Genomic DNA, 14,339 nt, shown 5'->3' on the forward strand with positions numbered 1-14,339 from the left:
TTGAGCAAAGCACGCGCAGCCCTAAATGTTATAATATTAAGATATATGAAAATGAATTTATTTCTGGTTCTGTGGTATTTTTGCGTCTAGCATTCACCCATAGATCAGGTATTTGATAGCGATAATACGCTGTGGGCGCCTCTACTCATATGTCCTATATCATTGCTGCTGAGAGACAATTGCTGCTTTCTGCCGAGTTGGCTGCTGCTCGGACACAGACAGCGTTCGCCCTGGCGCTCGAGCAGTCGGCAACTGCCTTTGGCTTCAGTCATGTGGCCCTCATGAACGCCCCGATTCCCGATGATTCGATGATGGCGTCGCTGCTCATTGCGGGATCGGTACCGGCGCAATTTGTGCGAGAATTCGATCGTCAACAGCTGGTTCGGCGCTGCCAGACATTGCTGCGCACACGCGATTCCGTGATGCCGCGCGCGTGGCATCTGCTGGAAAAGGAAAGCGCACCCGACATCGATCTGTCGCGCGAATTCCATGCCCTGCTGATCAACTACAATTGCCCGATGAACGTGATCATTCCGATCAATTCCTCGGACGGGCAGCGTCTGCTTTTCTGGTTCATGGGCAATCGCAGCACTCTCAGCCAGAGCGAGCTCAACGAGCTCACCATGATCATGATGCAGGCGCTCGATTCCTATAATTGCCTGAAGCGCAGCGACGGCTCAGCCCCGCACACGCTTTCGGCTCGCGAACTCGAAGTGGTTCGCTGGACGGCGCAGGGCAAGACTTCGGTTGAAATCGGCCAGATCCTTTCTCTCTCCGACCACACGGTCAACGCCTACATGATGAATGCGATCAAGAAGCTCGATTGTGTCAATCGCACGCAGCTCGTCGCGAAAGCCATTCGGCTCAAACTGATCAGCTAGTCCTTCCAAACCTCGTCCCGATATCAAGCCTCCCGCACGGCAGCGCTGGCCGATTGCGGCGGCGTAATCATGCCTTACGCCGACCGGCGACGAGGTTCACGCTTAGCGACCACCCAGAACCGTGCGGATTTCAACGAGATTCGACCGCACGCGCAGGACATGGAAGCCCATCGTCGCAAGATGGCTCGGCATGAAGGAACTGTCTTCGCTGCCATTGGAGATGATGAACGGCTGGATCCGCAGCGCCGTCCGCAGCATCGCGAGGGTGTCGGTCCAGAGCACGCTAGCATTGCGCTCGGCGATGACCTGCTGAAAGTCTGCACCGGCAGCACTCAGGATGCCGTAACTGGCGTAGAGCTGGCCATAAGCGAACCAGAAGCGATCGTCCGCACGCGTGTCGAACCATCCGTAACTGTAGTTCTGAGACCGGTCGGCCAGGATATTGACCGTGCTGCCGAGATCGCCGGCGATATGGTCGACAAACTGCAGCAGTTTGTCGGCGCGTCCGTCGAAAATCGTCTTGCAGCTGCCCAGATCCGCATTGAAGTTACGAAGATTGGCAATTGCCGCGCGATAGTAGCTGGGTGACGGTGTTTTCGGCCCAAAGGGATGCAGCCCGAAATACCAGCTGGACTCGTCGAACTGCAGGTTGCCGCGCGCCTTCTGCAGGTCGCTGTTGATGCCGGAAGTCCCGCGCACGCGGCCAATCGTATCGACGAGTTCTGCCGATGTGCGACGGACAACCGAGTTCACGCCCCGCTGGAAGGAAGCCTTGTTATCGAGAAAAGGCGTATCGTCCCATGACATCCCGAAGAAGCCGAGCTTGTAAAGCAGCATCGAGGAGATCCAGGCGTTCTGGTTCACGTTGAAATCGGTCAGATCGGCCGCGACATCGACCACCGCCGAAGTTTGGCAGGCCTTCGGCGCGGTAGCCGCAGCCTGCTGCCCGCTTGTTGCCGGCAATTCCTGTCCGGCGGAGAATTTGCGCTCGGAGAATTTATAGACGTCGGGATAGGCTGTATTGAAGCCGGACCAGACCTGGGTCTGCCAGATGAAATAGATGTAAAGGACCGCGAGCAGGGCCACGAAGGCGGCGACCGGCAGCTTGATCATCCAATTGCGGTGCCGATACCAACCATGCGCCGCCAGAAAAGGCCAGGCAATCCCGACGAAGACGAGCCCCAGCCATCGCCCGATGGCGGCAGTCATCCGCTTCCAGAGTGCCGTGATCGAGTCAAGCATGGACACGTCTCCTAAACCGCACCGCGCATCCCGCCATCACGCGAAGGACACATCACACCGAACCTGCGCACTGGCCGTCTCGAAAATCTCTTTCGATTTCCGTGCTATAGAACTTCGTCGCTATTCGTTTTCAGCAAATATGTGTTCTTGAGGAAAACGACAACAGCCCGCATGGAATTTTCGGCACTATGTGCCATTCATCCCTCCGGTTGCGTGTCATCGGAAGTCTCTTCCACCTCCGCAGGCGCCGGCAGCAGATGCGGTTCCAGCCGCCTGGCGAACACGAAGTCGACATGCGCCTTGCGTGCCGCGAGATCATGCCCGGCCAGCACATTCGACTCGAAAGCCTGGATCAGACTTTCGACCGCCGCCGGTCGAGCCGCCGCTAATGACGGTGGATCGACCTCCAGCGCCAATGCCTTCAATAAAGCGATCCGCTGCTCGATATCGACCGTAAGCTTGCCCGCCATGGCGCCGACGGCGGCGATCTGCGCATTCAGGACACCCGCCAACCCCTCATAAATATCGATAAGGCGCTGGCGCATCGTTCGATCGGACTGCAGTCTCCTCTCCCGCTTGCGAATTTCATCCTGCTCGGCCAGCAAATCGCGGTAGTCCTCCCCCAGCTCCGGATGAGCATCGGGATGAAACGTGGACGGCAAACTACGACGCAGGCTCGTGATCCTGGCGATCACGGCATCGGCATCGCGCTGCACCTCCTCGATCTCGAAATCGAGTTTCCGCCGCCGCTTGATCACCCCTTCCAGATGGATTTCGCAATCGTGAAAGCATCGTGACAATGCCGGCCGGGCCTGCTTGAACAGGAGATTGAGGGTCGCAGACGCACTCAGGGCCACATCGAGATCGGTCATGATTGCTTCGGGCTTCATCGGGCCGCGGGCGAGCTTCCGGCGAAGCAGGCTTGCATCCTCGAAGCCGGCGTTTTCGTCAAACCGCCGTCGATGCTGCAGATCCGCCTCCGCCGTCACGCGATCCAGATCCTTCACCAGCGACAGGGCAAGGGATTTCCATCGATCCAGCAATTCGACGGCCTCACGCACCAGCGTTTCCTCGACCGGGAAGTTGACGGTGTCGATGCGTTCCTCGCCCCTAGCGTGGCTGGCCAGCGTCGCCACTGCGGCGCCCATACTGCCGATGGCGTCGTCGAGCGTTGCCTGCGCCTTGTCGAGCACGCCGTCAAAGGAATGAGGTATGGCCATGAAAGCATCTCTCCCCTGCCTCTCGACACGAGAGTAGCTGCTTCCGCATGACATGAAAATGCCCCGCCACATTTATTGGGCAGCGGCTGGATTCCGCAAATAGGCGATCAGATTGTCGAGATCCTTATCGCTCTTGAGGCCAGGGAAGGTCATTCTGATGCCCTTCACCAAAGACTGCGGTGCCGGCAGATATTTGCGCAGCAAGGCTTCGTCCCAGATCTTGCCGTCAGCCCCAAACGCCTTCATCGCCGGCGAGTAATTGTAATCCGGCACGCTGGCGACCGGGCGGCCGACAATGCCCATCAACGATGGTCCGACGCGGTTCTCCCGCGTGGTCGCCGTATGGCAGGCGGCACATTTCCTGAAAACGGCAGCACCCACCACCGGATTTCCATCCGCAAGAGCCCCGGAACCAGAAGCGAGTATAATCGTCGCCAATGTCAGACAGAACAGCTTCATCACACCTCCCGATCCCGTCATATTTTGCCAGACCCGGCTACCGCGCGATTGACGGCGTCGCGACCACTCGTCCGAAGCGAAAACGACCTGGGGCTTCACTCGCCCGAGATCGCCTCTTCCCAATGATGGCGGCAGAGCGAAACATATTTGTCGCTGCCGCCGATCACTATCTGCGCACCTTCGCGCACGACCTCTCCGGCGGCATCCAGCCGCACGACCATCGTCGCCTTGCGGCCGCAGTGGCAAATCGTGCGCACTTCCCGCAATTCGTCCGCGATGGTCAGCAATTCCTGCGATCCCGGAAACAGCCTTCCGTGAAAATCCGTGCGCAATCCATAGGCCATGACAGGCAAGCCAAGGCGATCGACGATATGTGCGAGCTGCCACACCTGCTCGCGCGTCAGGAATTGCGCCTCATCGATGAAGACGCAAGCCAGCGGATCACTTGCATGCATTTCATCGATCAGTGCATAGAGATCGTCACCGATCTCGAACGGTATGGCATCCATCGTCAGGCCGATACGCGAGGCTATCGTGCCGCGGCCGGCGCGATCATCGAGGGCCGCAATCAAAGCGGCTGTGCGCATGCCGCGCTCCTGATAATTATAGGCGGCCTGCAGCAGCATGGTCGACTTGCCGGCATTCATCGTCGAATAATGGAAATACAGCTTGGCCATGACATTCTCCTTGAATGCTTCATGGGTGCTGCGCGACGATAAGAAAAGACATGCTCTAAGAAAACCACAGGATTCAGGAGCATGTATGGATGGCGTCAAAGGCCCTGGCAACGCTCGCGCAGAAAAATACGGGCGTCGCAATCAGCCCCCTCAAACCGGCGCAAATACACTGTGGTCGCTTGAAAATGTCAGTTATTGATGGTTGCTTGGGAACGTTACACTGGGAGTCACGCAATGATAAAAATGACCCTTACCGCAGTCGCTTTCGCTTCAGCTCTTTCGGCCCTGACACTGGGTGCCACCGCTGCTTCGGCAGCCGAGGCAGCGAGCTGTAGCACCGTACATTTTGCTGATGTGGGCTGGACCGATATTACCTCCACCACCGCGACGGCCTCTACTCTTCTGAAGGCCCTCGGCTACGACACCGACGTCAAGGTGCTTGCCGTGCCGGTGACCTATCAGTCTCTTAAGAACAAGGACATCGACGTATTCCTCGGCAACTGGATGCCCTCCATGGCCGAGAACATCAAGCCGTTCGCCGCAGACAAATCGGTCGAAACCGTCCGCGCCAATCTCGAAGGCGCCAAGTACACGCTGGCGACCAATGAAAAGGGTGCCGCGCTCGGCATCAAGGACTTCAAGGATATCGCCGCCCACAAGGATGATCTAGACGGCAAGATCTACGGCATCGAGCCGGGCAATGACGGCAACCGCCTTGTTATCGACATGGTCGACAAGAACACCTTCAGCCTGAAGGGCTTCGAAGTAGTCGAATCCTCGGAGCAGGGCATGCTGGCGCAGGTCTCCCGCGCCGACAAGGAAGGCAAGCCGATCATTTTCCTCGGCTGGGCGCCGCATCCGATGAACACCACCTACAAGATGACCTATCTGACCGGCGGCGATGACGTCTTCGGACCGAATTTCGGCGGCGCGACCGTCTATACCAACGTCCGGGCCGGCTACCTGCAGCAGTGCCCGAATGTCGGCACCTTCGTCAAGAATCTCGTCTTCTCGCTGCCGATGGAAAACGAAATCATGGGCAAGATCCTGAACGACGGCAAGGATCCGGAAGTGGCCGCAAAGGAATGGCTGAAAGCCAATCCGGCAGCTGTTACTCCCTGGCTCGCCGGCGTCACCACCAAGGATGGCGGCGATGGCCTGGCGGCGGTCAAGTCCAAGCTTGGCTTGTAATAACGTCGGTTGATTGAGGGGCGGCCAAACCGCCCCTTTCTCTTCCGTGAACGGACTGCTTCCTTCGCGTCGCGCCATCCCTAGGACAACGGTCCGTATGGCGTGACAGACCGTTATTCTTCGGCGGCGCTTTCCGGAATATACGATACCATCGGAATAGCCGCCCCCAATCGTGGGCAAAGACGTGAACTGGTTAACCGATTACCGCCTCCCCATCGGGCCATGGGCCAAAGCTGTCGTGGACTGGCTGACGACCAACGTCACATGGTTCTTCGACGGCCTTTCCTTCGTCGTCGCACATGTCATCAACGCGTTGCTGTTCCTTCTGCAGGCGCCGCATCCGCTGATCGTCGTCGTCGTTTTTGCCGCCGTTGCCTACTGGATGCGCCGAAGCGCCGGGGTCACGGCCCTCACCTTCATCGGCCTGCTCATCACGATCAACCAGGGTTATTGGAAGGAAACAACCGAGACGCTGGCGCTGGTGCTGGCCTCGACCTTCGTGAGCATGCTTGTCGGCGTGCCGCTCGGCATCGCTGCCGCCCGTCGGCCCTGGCTCTTCGCCTTCATGCGGCCGATCCTCGACCTGATGCAGACCATTCCGACCTTCGTCTACCTGGTGCCGGCCATGATCCTGCTCGGCCTCGGCATGGTGCCCGGCCTCGTTGCGACGGTCGTCTTCGCCATCCCCGCCCCGATCCGCATGACCCGTCTCGGCATCATCTCCACGCCTCCTTCTCTGGTGGAAGCAGCGGAATCGTTCGGCGCCACGCCACGGCAGGTGCTGCGCAAGGTGGAGCTGCCCTTCGCTATGCCGCAGATCATGGCAGGTCTGACGCAGACCATCATGCTGTCGCTCTCGATGGTATCCATCGCCGCACTCGTCGGAGCTCCCGGCCTCGGCGTGCCGGTTCTGCGCGCGCTGAATAGCGTCAACGTTGCCAAGAGCTTCGACTCTGGTGCCTGCATCGTCATCCTGGCGATCATTCTCGACCGTATGTTCCGCGCCCCCGGCGAAGGAGATCGCTCATGACCACCGCTGTCGCATTCAACAATGTCAGCATCATTTTCGGCGATCGCCCCGATGCCGCACTGAAACTCGTCGACGGCGGCAAGTCGCGTGACGAAATCGGCAAGTCCACAGGCATGGTGCTTGGCGTCGCCAACGCTTCGCTGGAGATCGAGGAAGGTGAAATCCTCGTCCTCATGGGCCTCTCCGGCTCGGGAAAATCGACGCTGCTGCGCGCCGTCAACGGCCTCGCCCCTGTCGTGCGGGGCGAGGTCGTCGTCAATACCAAGAACGGCCCCGTCAATCCCTATGCCTGCAATCCCAAGACACTGCGCGATCTGCGTATGCACACGGTCTCGATGGTGTTCCAGCAGTTCGCGCTGCTGCCGTGGCGCACCGTCGCCGACAATGTCGGCTTCGGCCTTGAGCTTGCCGGCGTTCCGGAAGCCGAGCGCAAGAAACGCGTCGGCGAACAGCTCGAACTCGTCAACCTCACGCAATGGGCCAATCGCAAGGTCAACGAGCTTTCGGGCGGCATGCAGCAGCGCGTCGGCCTTGCGCGCGCTTTTGCGACCGGCGCCCCGATCCTGCTGATGGACGAGCCGTTCTCCGCGCTCGACCCATTGATCCGTACCCGCCTTCAGGACGAACTGCTTGAATTCCAGCGCCGCCTGAAGCGCACGATCCTCTTCGTCAGCCACGATCTAGACGAGGCCTTCCGCATCGGCAACCGCATTGCCATCATGGAAAGCGGCCACATCATCCAGTGTGGAACGCCGCAGGAGATCGTCAAGAACCCGGCCGATCAGTACGTGGCGGATTTCGTACAGCACATGAACCCGATCAGCATGCTGACGGCGCGCGACGTCATGCAGCAGGGCGTCGGGCACTCGGCCAATGGCGGTTCCGTTACCGCCACGGCAACCGCCGCCACGCCGCTCGTCGATATCCTCGACGCCCTCACCCGCCAGCCGGGCAATATCGGCGTTGTTGACAACGGCACGATTATCGGAACGATCTCTGCACAAGACGTCGTGGCTGGTCTCACCAGCCACCGGCGAAGGGAGTAGCCGTTCGCGACTGCTCCTCAATTCATGGAGCAGTCAATGACCGATAAACCATCGGTAATCAGGGAAACGGACGAGGATGCGCGCAACCAAGCGCGCAACCTCATGCATACGGCCGCGCACGCAGCGCTGGCCGTCATCGACCCCGAGACCGGATTTCCGTCCGTCAGCCGCGTTCTGACGGCCATGGATACCGACGGCGCACCCGTCATTCTCGTGTCAGGCCTTTCCTCTCATACGAAGGCCTTGGTGAAAGACCCGCGCGCTTCGGCGCTATTCGGCGAACCCGGCAAGGGCGATCCCCTCGCCCATCCCCGCTTGACCGTGCGCTGCAGCGCCGAACGTGTCGACCGGCAAGGCGATGCCCATGCTCGCACTCGCGAGCTGTTCCTCGAACGTCACCCGAAGTCTAAGCTCTATATCGACTTTCCGGATTTTTGCTTTTTCCGCCTCGTTCCGCTCGATGCCAGCCTGAATGGCGGCTTTGGAAGGGCCTATATTCTGTCCGCGGAGGACTTAGTGATTCTCTAAGCTGAAAAAATTTCTGTTGCAATAAGACCATACAATAGTGCGAGAATTAGTAGCCGAGCAGCCGGAGGTAGTGGCGACCATTATTGGTATGTTTCTATCCAACTACCCTGAAAGGGGGCCGATTTATGATCGATAAGCGATCATAACCGACCTATTTTGGGTTAATTGGTGTCCTGAAACGAGTCTCGGCCGCCCTTTATGACATCGCTTGACTGTCATACGTACATGCCTAAAACAGCATACCCGATACCTTAAATTTAGGTATATACAATCTTCGGCTCCTATTGGTATTGTTCAATATCGGTTTGGTACCGGCATAGCGATAGCACAATTTCTGATGTGCGCTCCGCACTGGGAAGTTTAAAACATGAAGACAAGAAATTTAGCCGAACACTCTAATGTTGCGGCGGCATTATTATCTGCAATGGCGAACCCAAAGCGTCTTTTGATTCTTTGCAGTCTTGTTAAAGGCGAGGTTCCTGTTGGCGTTTTGGCCAATCAAGTCGGACTGAGCCAATCGGCACTTTCCCAGCACCTTTCGAAGCTTCGCGCTCAGAAGCTGGTGAAGACGCGCCGTGATGCTCAAACGATTTACTACTCCAGCACGTCGGAATCGGTCATCCGGGTTCTCGAAACGCTGGAAGACATTTATTGTGAACCTGAAAAAAGTAGATCGGCTGCCTAAGGCTTCAACAAGCCCCCAGCTTTGCCGGCGAACGATCTTGCCGGGACACTTTCTACCCCGGAAGATCGACTTTCTTTCATCACCACACGTTTAACTGCTTCGGCCGGCAAATCAGTGATTTGCCGGCTTTTTCATTTGTATCTCGGTACCAGCTGCGGACGGGCTGCTCTTACCGGGATCAAGTCCGATCAGCCGCCCAAGCAGACGCGGCCTTTCATGGCGCCCCCCTCCCCGATGCCATCTTTGCCTTGACGCCAAAAGGCCGGCTGATAATTTGACCAGGCAGTAAATATAATCGCGCGACGCTGCGCCGCGGACGGGAAATGGCCCCCGAATGGCCATTGGAGAACAGCATGTCGGACCGTTTGAATGCCACCCCCAACGATTTGCGCGCCTTCTGGATGCCGTTTACGGCCAACCGTCAGTTCAAGAAGGAACCGCGCCTCTTCGTCAGCGCCAAGGACATGTACTACACCACCCATGACGGTCGTCAGGTACTGGATGGAACTGCGGGACTGTGGTGCGTGAACGCAGGACATTGCCGCCCGAAGATAACCGAAGCCATTGGCCAGCAGGCCGGCGAGCTCGACTACGCTCCTGCCTTTCAGCTCGGCCACCCGAAGGCCTTCGAGCTGGCGAACCGGCTGGTCGATATCGCCCCCGAAGGGCTGGACCACGTCCTCTACACCAATTCCGGTTCTGAATCGGTCGAGACGGCCCTCAAGATCGCGCTTGCCTATCACCGCGTGAAGGGCAACGGCTCACGCTTCCGCCTCATCGGCCGCGAGCGCGGTTACCACGGCGTCAACTTCGGCGGCATCTCCGTCGGCGGCATCGTCTCGAACCGCAAAATGTTCGGCACGCTGCTGGCCGGCGTCGATCACATGCCGCACACGCACCTACCCGGCAAGAATGCCTTCACGCGCGGCGAGCCCGAGCATGGCGGCGATATCGCCAGCGAACTGGAGCGCATCGTCACGCTGCATGACGCCTCGACCATCGCGGCCGTCATCGTCGAGCCGGTTGCCGGCTCCACCGGCGTCCTCATTCCGCCGAAAGGCTACCTGCAGAAGCTGCGCGAAATCTGCACCAAGCACGGCATCCTCCTGATCTTCGACGAAGTCATCACCGGCTTCGGCCGCCTCGGCACCCCCTTTGCCGCTCAATATTACGACGTCAAGCCGGACATGATCACCACCGCCAAGGGCCTGACCAACGGCGTCATTCCAATGGGTGCGGTCTTCGTCACCTCGGAAATTCATGATGCCTTCATGCAAGGCCCCGAGCACATGATCGAGTTCTTCCACGGCTACACCTATTCCGGCAACCCGATCGCGTCGGCCGCAGCACTTGCAACACTCGACACCTACAAGGAAGAAGGCCTGCTCACCCGCGCAGCCGACCTTTCAGACTACTGGGCCGATGCCCTGCATTCACTCAAGGATTGCCCGAACGTCATCGACATCAGAAACACCGGCCTGATCGGCGCCATCGAGCTCGACCCCATCGCCGGCGAACCGACCAAGCGCGCCTTCACAGCCTTCCTCAAGGCCCACGAGAAAGGCTTGCTGATCCGCACCACCGGCGACATCATCGCACTCTCGCCGCCGCTGATCATCGAGAAACATCACATCGACGAGCTGTTCGGCAAACTCCGCGAGATCTTGCAGAATAATATCTAAGGCATAAGCTCGAACACATCTGCGCCCCTCACGCCTTCTTTTGCATCAGCAGAAGAGCCGGCATGAGGGGCGATCCATATGCGAGGGACGAAGATGACCACCAAACTCGAACGCTACATCGACCAGGGCGTCGGCCGCGAGCCTGCGGATATCGTGCTGAAGAACGGCCGGTTCTTCGATCTGGTGACGGGGGAGCTGGTCGCCTCGGATATCGCCATTTGCGGCGACCGCATCGTCGGCACTTGCGGCGACTATCAAGGGCGCCGGGAGATCGACATCTCCGGCCGCATCGTCGTGCCCGGCTTCATCGACACCCATCTTCACATCGAATCCTCTTTGGTGACGCCGCTCGAATTCGACCGCTGCGTCCTGCCCTATGGCGTCACGACGGTCATCTGCGATCCGCATGAGATCGCCAACGTGCTGGGCACCGAAGGCATTCAGTATTTTTTGGATTCCTCCCTCGAAACGATCATGGACATCCGCGTCCAGCTCTCCTCCTGCGTGCCGGCAACGCATCTGGAAACCTCCGGCGCCGATCTGCCGATCGAAACGCTCTTGCCATTCCGCAACCATCCGCAAGTAATCGGCCTTGCCGAGTTCATGAATTTCCCCGGCGTGGTCCACAAGGATCCCGTCTGCATGGCGAAGCTCGAAGCTTTCCAGGGTGGCCATATCGACGGCCATGCCCCGCTGCTACGCGGCAACGATCTCAACGGCTATCTCTCAGCCGGCATCCGCACGGAGCATGAATCGACGACCGCCGAGGAAGCGCTGGAGAAGATCCGCAAGGGCATGCATGTGCTGGTGCGCGAAGGCTCCGTCTCCAAGGATCTGCATGCGCTGATGCCGATCATTACCGAGCGCCTGTCGCCCCATCTCGCGCTCTGCACCGACGACCGCAACCCGCTCGATATCGCCGAGCAGGGCCATCTCGATTACATGATCCGCACGGCAGTCGCGCATGGCGTGGAGCCCTTAGCGATCTATCGCGCTGCCTCCATCTCGGCCGCCCGCGCCTTCGGCCTGCGGGATCGCGGCCTGGTGGCGCCCGGCTGGCGCGCGGATCTCGTCGTCATTGACAGCCTGGAGAATTGCAAGGCCGAGATCGTCTTTTCCGCAGGAAGGCACGTGACGGCAGAGCTCTTCGCGACCCGCAATTCCGTCGCCCCGGTCGGTCTCGACAGCGTCAAGGCGCGCCCGATCAATGCCGCCGATTTCGGCGTGCCGGTGACAGAAGGCGAATGCTCCGTTATCGGCGCGACGCCCGGCAAGATCATTACCGAACATCGCCGCTATCGCCTGCCAACCAAGGGCAACCAGACCGATATCGACCTCGGCAACGATGTCATCAAGGTCGCCGTCATCGAGCGGCACGGCAAGAACGGCAACCACGCCAACGGCTTCGTCCAGGGTTTCGGGCTGAAGAAGGGCGCGATCGCCTCGACCGTCGGCCATGATAGCCACAATATCTGCGTCGTCGGCGTCAACGAGGACGATATGGCGCTTGCCGCCAATCGGCTGAGCGAAATCAATGGCGGCTTCGTCGTCGTCGAAGATGGCGTCATCACCGGCGAGATCGCCCTGCCCATAGCCGGCCTGATGAGCTTGGAGCCCTATGAAAGCGTGCGCGACACGCTGCATCATCTGCGCCAGGCTGCCTATGCCCTCGGTGCGACTCTGGAAGAGCCCTTCCTGCAGCTCGCCTTCCTGCCCCTGCCCGTCATCCCGCATCTGAAGATATCGGACAGAGGTCTTGTCGACGTCGACAAGTTCATGCTGATCGGCTGATCAGGCGAGTTTGCCGCAATAAACATCCAGTGCGGCAAGCGCCACCGTCGATCCTGCGTCGGCGGTGGTGAACCCCGGCATGGCGATCGTCTTGCCCAGCTTGAGATCCTTGGGCAAAGCGACCTTCACCGGCTTGCGGGACAGATTGAAGACGAATAGCACCGTCTCGCCATCCTTGGAGCGTGTGAAGGCAAGGACATCCTCCTCGGTATCGAGGAAAGTCATGTCGCCATCACGCAGCGCTGCATGCTCTGCACGGAAGGCCAGTGTCTCCCGATAGTGATGCAGCACCGAATCCTCGTCCGCCTCCTGCTTGTCGACCGCAAGCGCCGCATGCTGATAGGGAACCGGCAGCCATGACTTGTCGGCGGTCGTAAAGCCCGCATGGGCGCGGCTGGCCTCCCACGGCATCGGCGTGCGGCATCCGTCACGCCCCTTGAAAGCCGGCCAGAAGCGAATGCCGTAGGGATCGCGCAGATCCTCAAAGGCAAGCTCCGCCTCGGGCAGCCCGAGCTCCTCGCCCTGATACAGGCAAATCGAGCCGCGCAGGGTGGAGAGCAGCGAAATAGCGAGTTTTGCGACGCGCGGCTGCTCTTCCTCGCTCTCAGCAAAGCGGCTGACATGGCGCTGGACGTCATGGTTGGAGAAAGCCCAGCAGACCCAGCCGTCGACGACATTGTCCTGGAAATCGCTGACGCAGCGGCGGAAGTGCGCCGGCGTAAAATCGGGGCCCAGCAGGTCGAACGTATAGCACATATGCAGCTTGTCGCCGCCGCTGGTATAGGCCGCAACCGTCTGCAACGAGCGCGCGCCGTCGCCCACTTCGCCGACGGTCGCGCGGTTTTCGTATTGATCGAGCAACGCTCGGAACCGCTTGAGGAAGCCGATATTCTCCGGCTGCGTCTTGTCGTAGAGATGGTTCTGCATCCCGTAAGGGTTGCTCTCGGGCGCATCGAGCCCGCTCGTCGCGACAAGAGCCGCCGGATTGTCCCGCAACTCCTTATCGCAGAAATAGTAGTTGACAGTGTCCAGGCGGAAGCCGTCCACGCCCCGGTCGAGCCAGAATTTCACGGCCGCCAGCACGGCATCCTGAACCTCGGGATGATGGAAATTCAGGTCGGGCTGCGACGTCAGGAAGTTGTGCTGGTAATATTGCCGACGCACGCCATCCCATTCCCAGCCAGGCCCGCCGAAAATCGACAGCCAATTGTTCGGCGCCGTGCCATCCGGCTTCGGATCGGCCCAGACGTACCAATCCGCCTTGGCATTGTCGCGACTTGCCCGGCTCTCCACGAACCAGGGATGCCGATCCGACGTGTGCGAAATCACCTGGTCGATAATGACCTTCAGCCCCAGCTCGTGCGCTGCCGCCATCATCTCATCGAAATCGGCCAGCGTGCCGAAAATCGGATCGACATCGCAATAATCGGCGACGTCATAGCCCATATCGGCCATCGGCGAAGTGAAGAAAGGCGCCAGCCAGATCGCATCGACTCCGAGTGCGGCAATGTGAGGCAGGCGTCGGGTAATCCCCTTTATGTCGCCTAGCCCGTTGGCATCCGTGTCTTGAAACGACCGCGGGTAGACCTGATAGATTACCGCCCCGCGCCACCAATCGGCTTGCGCCGCTTTATTCGTCGATTTCATCAAGCCGCCTCGATATCGCACAAGGCCTCTCAGTTTGCATACTCGGACGCAGGCAGCAAGCCGCAATCGGTGACTGACCCGAATGCTACTGGCGAGCGTGTAAATTCGCGCTATCAATTTTAGAGATTTATCAACATGGAAGTTCGCACCTGGATCATGTCCGTCTCTTTTGGGCTTGAATGCGACGCGGCTTCGGATAACTTCCGCCACTGACCTGCAAGGACAGGTCGCCTTAGGGATCAAAAATACCCCTGTAAAAT

Annotated in this window: 14 protein-coding genes; 9 read left to right on the forward strand and 5 right to left on the reverse strand. The window is 59.3% G+C overall.

The features are described from left to right. Nucleotides 1-149: 149 nt before the first annotated feature. Nucleotides 150-881 carry a helix-turn-helix transcriptional regulator gene (locus tag GA0061102_RS22590; protein WP_092853424.1) on the forward strand — a complete coding sequence of 244 codons (732 nt, stop codon included), beginning with the start codon at nt 150-152 and terminating at the stop codon, nt 879-881. A gap of 102 nt (nt 882-983) precedes the next feature. On the opposite strand, the gene GA0061102_RS22595 is transcribed toward GA0061102_RS22590, so the two are convergent. The 4 genes from GA0061102_RS22595 to GA0061102_RS22610 form a co-directional block, all read right to left on the reverse strand. Then, a complete protein-coding gene (locus tag GA0061102_RS22595) occupies nt 984-2,123 on the reverse strand; it encodes a DUF2333 family protein (RefSeq protein ID WP_092853426.1) in 1,140 nt (379 codons plus the stop codon). 197 nt (nt 2,124-2,320) lie between these two features. Continuing rightward, nucleotides 2,321-3,343, reverse strand: coding sequence for a hypothetical protein (locus tag GA0061102_RS22600; protein ID WP_092853428.1), 1,023 nt, complete (start codon nt 3,341-3,343; stop codon nt 2,321-2,323). 72 nt (nt 3,344-3,415) lie between these two features. After that, complete coding sequence (locus GA0061102_RS22605) at nt 3,416-3,802, reverse strand: c-type cytochrome (protein ID WP_092853430.1); 387 nt, start codon at nt 3,800-3,802, stop codon at nt 3,416-3,418. Nucleotides 3,803-3,897: 95 nt separating this feature from the next. Continuing rightward, nucleotides 3,898-4,479, reverse strand: a complete 582-nt coding sequence (locus GA0061102_RS22610; protein ID WP_092853432.1) for a thymidine kinase — start codon at nt 4,477-4,479, stop codon at nt 3,898-3,900. On the opposite strand from GA0061102_RS22610, the gene GA0061102_RS32695 reads away from it, so the two are divergent. The 8 genes from GA0061102_RS32695 (at nt 4,472) to ade (ending at nt 12,432) form a co-directional block, all read left to right on the forward strand. Continuing rightward, complete coding sequence (locus GA0061102_RS32695; protein ID WP_139115095.1) at nt 4,472-4,678, forward strand: hypothetical protein; 207 nt, start codon at nt 4,472-4,474, stop codon at nt 4,676-4,678. The two genes, GA0061102_RS22610 and GA0061102_RS32695, sit on opposite strands and share 8 nt — an antisense overlap. Before the next feature lie 35 nt (nt 4,679-4,713). Beyond that, entirely contained in the window at nt 4,714-5,670 is a 957-nt protein-coding gene (locus GA0061102_RS22615) for a choline ABC transporter substrate-binding protein (protein WP_092853434.1), read from the forward strand. Nucleotides 5,671-5,854: 184 nt separating this feature from the next. Then, on the forward strand, nt 5,855-6,700 hold the full coding sequence (gene choW / locus GA0061102_RS22620) for a choline ABC transporter permease subunit (RefSeq protein WP_245298109.1): 846 nt from the start codon (nt 5,855-5,857) through the stop codon (nt 6,698-6,700). Further along, on the forward strand, nt 6,697-7,746 hold the full coding sequence (gene choV / locus GA0061102_RS22625; protein WP_092853438.1) for a choline ABC transporter ATP-binding protein: 1,050 nt from the start codon (nt 6,697-6,699) through the stop codon (nt 7,744-7,746). The genes choW and choV overlap by 4 nt, the downstream gene beginning before the upstream one ends. A gap of 36 nt (nt 7,747-7,782) precedes the next feature. Beyond that, nucleotides 7,783-8,274, forward strand: a complete 492-nt coding sequence (locus tag GA0061102_RS22630) for a HugZ family pyridoxamine 5'-phosphate oxidase (protein WP_092853440.1) — start codon at nt 7,783-7,785, stop codon at nt 8,272-8,274. 367 nt (nt 8,275-8,641) lie between these two features. Beyond that, complete coding sequence (locus GA0061102_RS22635) at nt 8,642-8,959, forward strand: ArsR/SmtB family transcription factor (RefSeq protein ID WP_004116664.1); 318 nt, start codon at nt 8,642-8,644, stop codon at nt 8,957-8,959. 353 nt (nt 8,960-9,312) lie between these two features. Next, on the forward strand, nt 9,313-10,641 hold the full coding sequence (aptA, locus tag GA0061102_RS22640; RefSeq protein WP_092853442.1) for an omega-aminotransferase AptA: 1,329 nt from the start codon (nt 9,313-9,315) through the stop codon (nt 10,639-10,641). Between the two features lie 93 nt (nt 10,642-10,734). Then, nucleotides 10,735-12,432, forward strand: coding sequence for an adenine deaminase (gene ade / locus GA0061102_RS22645; protein ID WP_092853472.1), 1,698 nt, complete (start codon nt 10,735-10,737; stop codon nt 12,430-12,432). Here the strand turns inward: ade and bglA are convergent, their stop codons facing one another. Continuing rightward, entirely contained in the window at nt 12,433-14,079 is a 1,647-nt protein-coding gene (bglA, locus tag GA0061102_RS22650; RefSeq protein ID WP_092853444.1) for a beta-galactosidase BglA, read from the reverse strand. Nucleotides 14,080-14,339 lie beyond the last annotated feature (260 nt).

The sequence above is a fragment of the Martinezella miluonensis genome (assembly GCF_900094545.1).
GTDB lineage: Bacteria > Pseudomonadota > Alphaproteobacteria > Rhizobiales > Rhizobiaceae > Rhizobium > Rhizobium miluonense.

Coding starts and splice junctions, on each gene's coding strand:
- GA0061102_RS22590 (WP_092853424.1), top strand. CDS start 150: ATGTCCTATATCATTGCTGCTGAGAGACAATTGCTGCTTTCTGCCGAG.
- GA0061102_RS22595 (WP_092853426.1), bottom strand. CDS start 2,123: ATGCTTGACTCGATCACGGCACTCTGGAAGCGGATGACTGCCGCCATC.
- GA0061102_RS22600 (WP_092853428.1), bottom strand. CDS start 3,343: ATGGCCATACCTCATTCCTTTGACGGCGTGCTCGACAAGGCGCAGGCA.
- GA0061102_RS22605 (WP_092853430.1), bottom strand. CDS start 3,802: ATGAAGCTGTTCTGTCTGACATTGGCGACGATTATACTCGCTTCTGGT.
- GA0061102_RS22610 (WP_092853432.1), bottom strand. CDS start 4,479: ATGGCCAAGCTGTATTTCCATTATTCGACGATGAATGCCGGCAAGTCG.
- GA0061102_RS22615 (WP_092853434.1), top strand. CDS start 4,714: ATGATAAAAATGACCCTTACCGCAGTCGCTTTCGCTTCAGCTCTTTCG.
- choV (WP_092853438.1), top strand. CDS start 6,697: ATGACCACCGCTGTCGCATTCAACAATGTCAGCATCATTTTCGGCGAT.
- GA0061102_RS22630 (WP_092853440.1), top strand. CDS start 7,783: ATGACCGATAAACCATCGGTAATCAGGGAAACGGACGAGGATGCGCGC.
- GA0061102_RS22635 (WP_004116664.1), top strand. CDS start 8,642: ATGAAGACAAGAAATTTAGCCGAACACTCTAATGTTGCGGCGGCATTA.
- aptA (WP_092853442.1), top strand. CDS start 9,313: ATGTCGGACCGTTTGAATGCCACCCCCAACGATTTGCGCGCCTTCTGG.
- ade (WP_092853472.1), top strand. CDS start 10,735: ATGACCACCAAACTCGAACGCTACATCGACCAGGGCGTCGGCCGCGAG.
- bglA (WP_092853444.1), bottom strand. CDS start 14,079: ATGAAATCGACGAATAAAGCGGCGCAAGCCGATTGGTGGCGCGGGGCG.